This is a genomic window from Streptococcus sp. GMD6S, assembly GCF_000297015.1.
In genome coordinates this window covers 1-5,551 of sequence record NZ_AJRH01000071.1, presented here as the reverse complement: position 1 = coordinate 5,551, position 5,551 = coordinate 1, and the positions used below count along the sequence as shown (strand labels likewise).

Below are 5,551 nucleotides of genomic sequence, written 5' to 3'. Positions count from 1 at the left end.
CACCTTGGTATGGCAGCCCGTACTCTTGGTATCCACATCGCAACACCAGTCTTTGACGGAGCAAGTTCTGAAGACCTTTGGGACACTGTTAAAGAAGCAGGTATGGATAGCGATGCCAAAACAATCCTTTACGATGGACGTACAGGTGAGCCGTTTGACAACCGTGTATCAGTTGGTGTCATGTACATGATCAAACTCCACCACATGGTTGATGATAAATTGCACGCGCGTTCAGTCGGACCATACTCAACCGTCACCCAACAACCACTCGGAGGTAAAGCTCAGTTTGGTGGACAACGTTTCGGTGAGATGGAAGTTTGGGCTCTTGAAGCCTACGGTGCGTCAAATGTTCTCCAAGAAATCTTGACATACAAGTCTGACGATATCAACGGACGTTTGAAAGCTTATGAAGCTATTACAAAAGGAAAACCAATTCCAAAACCAGGTGTTCCAGAATCCTTCCGAGTTCTTGTAAAAGAATTGCAATCTCTTGGTCTTGACATGCGTGTCCTTGACGAAGATGATCAAGAAGTGGAACTTCGCGACTTGGATGAAGGAATGGACGAAGATGTCATCCACGTAGATGACCTTGAAAAAGCCCGCGAAAAAGCAGCCCAAGAGGCTAAAGCAGCCTTTGAAGCTGAAGAAGCTGAGAAAGCAACAAAAGCGGAAGCAACAGAAGAAGCTGCTGAACAAGAATAAGCAGTTCATTTAGAATAGAAAGGGAAGAAATAGTGGTTGATGTAAATCGTTTTAAAAGTATGCAAATCACCCTAGCTTCTCCAAGCAAAGTCCGTTCATGGTCTTATGGAGAAGTCAAAAAACCTGAAACAATCAATTACCGTACCTTGAAACCAGAACGTGAAGGACTCTTTGACGAAGTCATCTTTGGTCCTACAAAAGACTGGGAATGTGCTTGTGGGAAGTACAAACGCATTCGTTACAGAGGGATTGTTTGTGACCGCTGTGGGGTTGAAGTGACGCGTACGAAAGTTCGTCGTGAGCGTATGGGGCACATCGAGTTGAAAGCTCCTGTATCTCACATTTGGTATTTCAAGGGGATTCCAAGCCGTATGGGCTTGACCCTTGATATGAGTCCTCGTGCCCTCGAGGAAGTTATCTACTTTGCGGCTTATGTAGTGATTGATCCTAAGGATACACCACTTGAGCACAAGTCTATCATGACAGAGCGCGAATACCGTGAGCGCTTGCGTGAGTATGGTTATGGGTCATTCGTTGCCAAGATGGGTGCCGAAGCTATCCAGGACCTCTTGAAACAAGTAGATCTTGAAAAAGAAATTGCTGAACTCAAAGAAGAGTTGAAAACAGCTACTGGACAAAAACGTGTCAAAGCCATCCGCCGTTTGGATGTTTTGGATGCCTTTTACAAGTCTGGAAATAAACCTGAATGGATGATTCTCAACATTCTTCCAGTTATTCCACCAGATCTTCGTCCAATGTTGCAGTTGGATGGTGGCCGTTTTGCCTCATCTGACTTGAACGACCTTTACCGCCGTGTTATCAACCGTAACAACCGTTTGGCTCGTTTGCTTGAGTTGAATGCACCAGGTATCATCGTTCAAAATGAGAAGCGTATGCTGCAAGAAGCGGTTGACGCTTTGATTGATAATGGCCGTCGTGGTCGTCCGATTACAGGACCAGGTAGCCGTCCACTCAAATCATTGAGCCACATGCTCAAAGGGAAACAAGGACGCTTCCGTCAAAACTTGCTCGGTAAACGTGTTGACTTCTCAGGACGTTCCGTTATCGCCGTTGGTCCAACTCTTAAGATGTACCAATGTGGTGTACCACGCGAAATGGCGATTGAGCTCTTTAAACCATTCGTCATGCGTGAAATCGTTGCCCGCGACATTGTGCAAAACGTTAAGGCAGCTAAACGCTTGGTAGAACGCGGAGACGAACGTATCTGGGATATTCTTGAAGAAGTAATCAAAGAACACCCAGTTCTTTTGAACCGCGCACCGACCCTTCACCGTTTGGGTATCCAAGCCTTCGAGCCAGTCTTGATTGATGGTAAGGCCCTTCGCTTACACCCGCTTGTCTGTGAAGCCTACAATGCCGACTTTGACGGGGACCAAATGGCCATCCACGTACCGCTTTCAGAAGAAGCTCAAGCAGAAGCTCGTATCTTGATGTTGGCTGCTGAGCATATCTTGAATCCGAAAGATGGTAAACCAGTTGTTACTCCTTCTCAGGACATGGTTTTGGGTAACTACTACTTGACCATGGAAGAAGCTGGTCGTGAAGGTGAAGGAATGGTCTTCAAAGACCGTGACGAAGCGGTTATGGCTTACCGTAATGGTTATGTTCACCTCCACTCACGTGTTGGTATCGCGACAGATAGCCTCAACAAACCTTGGACTGAAGAGCAAAAACACAAGGTCTTGCTTACAACAGTTGGTAAAATCCTCTTCAACGACATCATGCCAGAGGGTCTGCCTTACTTGCAAGAACCAACAAATGCCAATTTAACAGAAGGTGTTCCAGCTAAATACTTCTTGCCACTAGGTGGAGATATCAAGGAAGCAATCAGCAATCTTGAACTCAACCCTCCATTCAAGAAGAAAAATCTTGGGAATATCATCGCTGAAATCTTCAAACGTTTCCGTACGACAGAAACTTCTGCCCTACTTGACCGCATGAAGAATCTCGGATACCACCACTCAACTCTTGCAGGTTTGACAGTGGGTATTGCCGATATCCCAGTTGTTGAAGACAAGGCTGAAATCATCGAAGAATCACACAAACGTGTAGAACAAATCACCAAACAATTCCGTCGTGGTATGATCACAGACGACGAGCGCTACAACGCTGTTACAGCTGAATGGCGTGCAGCCCGTGAAAAATTAGAGAAACGTTTGGTTGCCAACCAAGATCCTAAGAACCCAATCGTTATGATGATGGACTCTGGAGCCCGTGGTAACATCTCAAACTTCTCACAGCTTGCCGGTATGCGTGGTCTGATGGCCGCTCCGAACGGACGTATCATGGAATTGCCAATCCTTTCAAACTTCCGCGAAGGTTTGTCAGTACTCGAAATGTTCTTCTCAACTCACGGTGCCCGTAAAGGTATGACCGATACGGCCCTTAAGACAGCCGACTCAGGTTATTTGACTCGTCGTTTGGTTGACGTTGCCCAAGATGTGATCATCCGTGAGGACGACTGTGGAACAGACCGTGGTCTCTTGATCCGTTCTATCGCAGAAGGAAAAGAGATGATCGAGTCTCTCGAAGAACGCCTCAACGGTCGTTACACTAAGAAAACTGTTAAACATCCAGAAACTGGTGCAGTGATCATCGGTCCAAATGAGTTGATTACAGAAGACAAGGCGCGTGAAATTGTCAATGCTGGTGTGGAAGAAGTGACTATCCGTTCCGTATTTACATGTAACACTCGTCATGGTGTCTGCCGTCACTGTTACGGTATCAACTTGGCGACTGGTGATGCGGTTGAAGTTGGTGAAGCAGTTGGTACAATCGCTGCCCAATCTATCGGGGAACCTGGTACACAGCTTACAATGCGTACCTTCCACACGGGTGGGGTTGCCTCAAATACCGATATCACTCAGGGTCTTCCTCGTGTCCAAGAAATCTTTGAAGCCCGCAATCCTAAAGGGGAAGCGGTCATCACAGAGGTCAAAGGACAAGTTACAGCTATCGAAGAAGACGCGTCAACTCGTACCAAGAAAGTCTTCGTTAAGGGTGAAACTGGAGAAGGCGAATACGTGGTACCATTTACAGCCCGTATGCGCGTCGAAGTTGGAGACCAAGTCTCTCGCGGTGCGGCATTGACAGAAGGTTCTATCCAACCGAAACGTCTCCTCGCTGTTCGTGATGTCTTGTCAGTTGAAACCTACCTTCTCGGTGAAGTACAAAAAGTTTACCGCAGCCAAGGGGTAGAAATCGGTGACAAACACATCGAGGTAATGGTTCGTCAAATGATCCGTAAAGTTCGTGTCATGGATCCAGGTGACACAGACCTTCTTATGGGTACTCTCATGGACATCAACGACTTTACAGATGCTAACAAGGATGTTCTTATCGCAGGTGGAGTCCCAGCGACTGGTCGCCCAGTTCTTATGGGAATTACCAAAGCCTCACTTGAAACCAACAGTTTCTTGTCAGCGGCTTCCTTCCAGGAAACAACTCGTGTCCTTACAGATGCGGCCATCCGTGGTAAGAAAGATCATCTCCTTGGACTCAAGGAAAATGTTATCATCGGTAAGATCATCCCAGCTGGTACTGGTATGGCTCGCTACCGTAACCTTGAACCACAAGCTATCAATGAAGCAGAATATCTGGCTCCAGAACAAGAAGAGGCAGAACTTGCTCCTGTAGAGGAAGTTGTGGAAATCCAAGTTGAAGAAACAGTAGAATAAAAGCAAACAAGAGAACCTTTGGGTTCTCTTGTTTTATTTCAGAAAATTTTCCCACTTTTTCATAAAGTATGGTAGAATAGAAGAACTAAAATGCCAAGGAGGTGTCCATATGGAACAAACATTCTTTATCATTAAGCCAGATGGTGTGAAAAGAGGGTTGGTTGGCGAAATTCTGCAAAGAATGGAACAACGAGGTTTCAAACTCGAAAAATTAGAGTTACGTTCAGCGGTTTCAGAAGTTTTGATTGACCAACACTATCAAGACTTGGTTGAAAAAAGTTTTTATCCTCCTATCCGTCAGTTTATGACCTCAGGACCGGTAGTGGTGGGCATTCTATCAGGTCCGAAAGTGATTGAAACTTGGCGTAGTATGATGGGAGCTACTCGTCCAGAAGAAGCCTTGCCTGGAACTATCCGAGGAGATTTTGCTAAAGCAGCAGGAGACAATCAAGCTATTCAAAATGTAGTTCATGGCTCCGATTCGGAAGCTTCTGCAAAACGTGAAATTGCTCTCTGGTTTAAGGATTAGACTGGTAAAAGAACAGTTCTGTTCACAACAGAGCTGTTTTTTGGTCAGTTGAGCACAAAAAAAGGACATTTGAGGCGGAAACTATCATTTCAAACTCCTCACAAGGTATAATCCCATATAGGGAGGGAAAAGAAATGGTAAAATCAATTCGCCTATTGTTGTTGATTGCAGTCATCCAGATTAGTTTTAGTAGTTGTCTATTATGGAAAGAATCCTTTTTATCTTTAAAACAGACCAATGCTTATTTTTTGATTTTGATAGTAGGAATTTCTGTTTTGTGCGCTGGGATAAATTATTTCCATACAGCAGACCAGTCTAGACATAGTATTTTACATGTTCAAAAGAAAGTGAGTCTTGTTTATTGCCTCCTTTTAGTAGTCAATCTTTTGGCAACCTGTCTGGTTCTCTCAGAAAGCATCCAAACCACTAGCAAATTGCAGCAGGAATTGGTTGACCTCTTTTTACCCTCCTTCTTTTTCTTGCTAGGAGTAGATCTATTGATTTTCTTACCTTTTGATAAAATTTTTCGAGATATAGAAAATTACCTAAATAAAAAGAAAACAGTCGTCATTTCCGTTCTAGCTACGATGGTTTTCTTGAGGAATCCCTTAGTGATTTCCTC

General features: G+C 44.8%; 4 protein-coding genes. All 4 read left to right on the top strand.

Translation table 11 applies throughout. The annotated features are described in order from the left end of the window. Positions 1 to 702, top strand: a 702-nt coding sequence (locus tag GMD6S_RS08010) for a DNA-directed RNA polymerase subunit beta (protein WP_000496803.1), incomplete at its 5' end; no start/stop codon positions are given. A gap of 32 nt (positions 703 to 734) precedes the next feature. Beyond that, complete coding sequence (rpoC, locus tag GMD6S_RS08005) at positions 735 to 4,400, top strand: DNA-directed RNA polymerase subunit beta' (protein WP_000228753.1); 3,666 nt, start codon at positions 735 to 737, stop codon at positions 4,398 to 4,400. 109 nt (positions 4,401 to 4,509) lie between these two features. Beyond that, positions 4,510 to 4,929: a nucleoside-diphosphate kinase gene (ndk, locus tag GMD6S_RS08000; RefSeq protein WP_000438281.1), complete on the top strand. Its 420-nt coding sequence runs from the start codon at positions 4,510 to 4,512 to the stop codon at positions 4,927 to 4,929. A gap of 134 nt (positions 4,930 to 5,063) precedes the next feature. Then, positions 5,064 to 5,551 (top strand): hypothetical protein (locus GMD6S_RS07995; protein ID WP_000240909.1); only part of this gene is annotated, 488 nt, incomplete at its 3' end.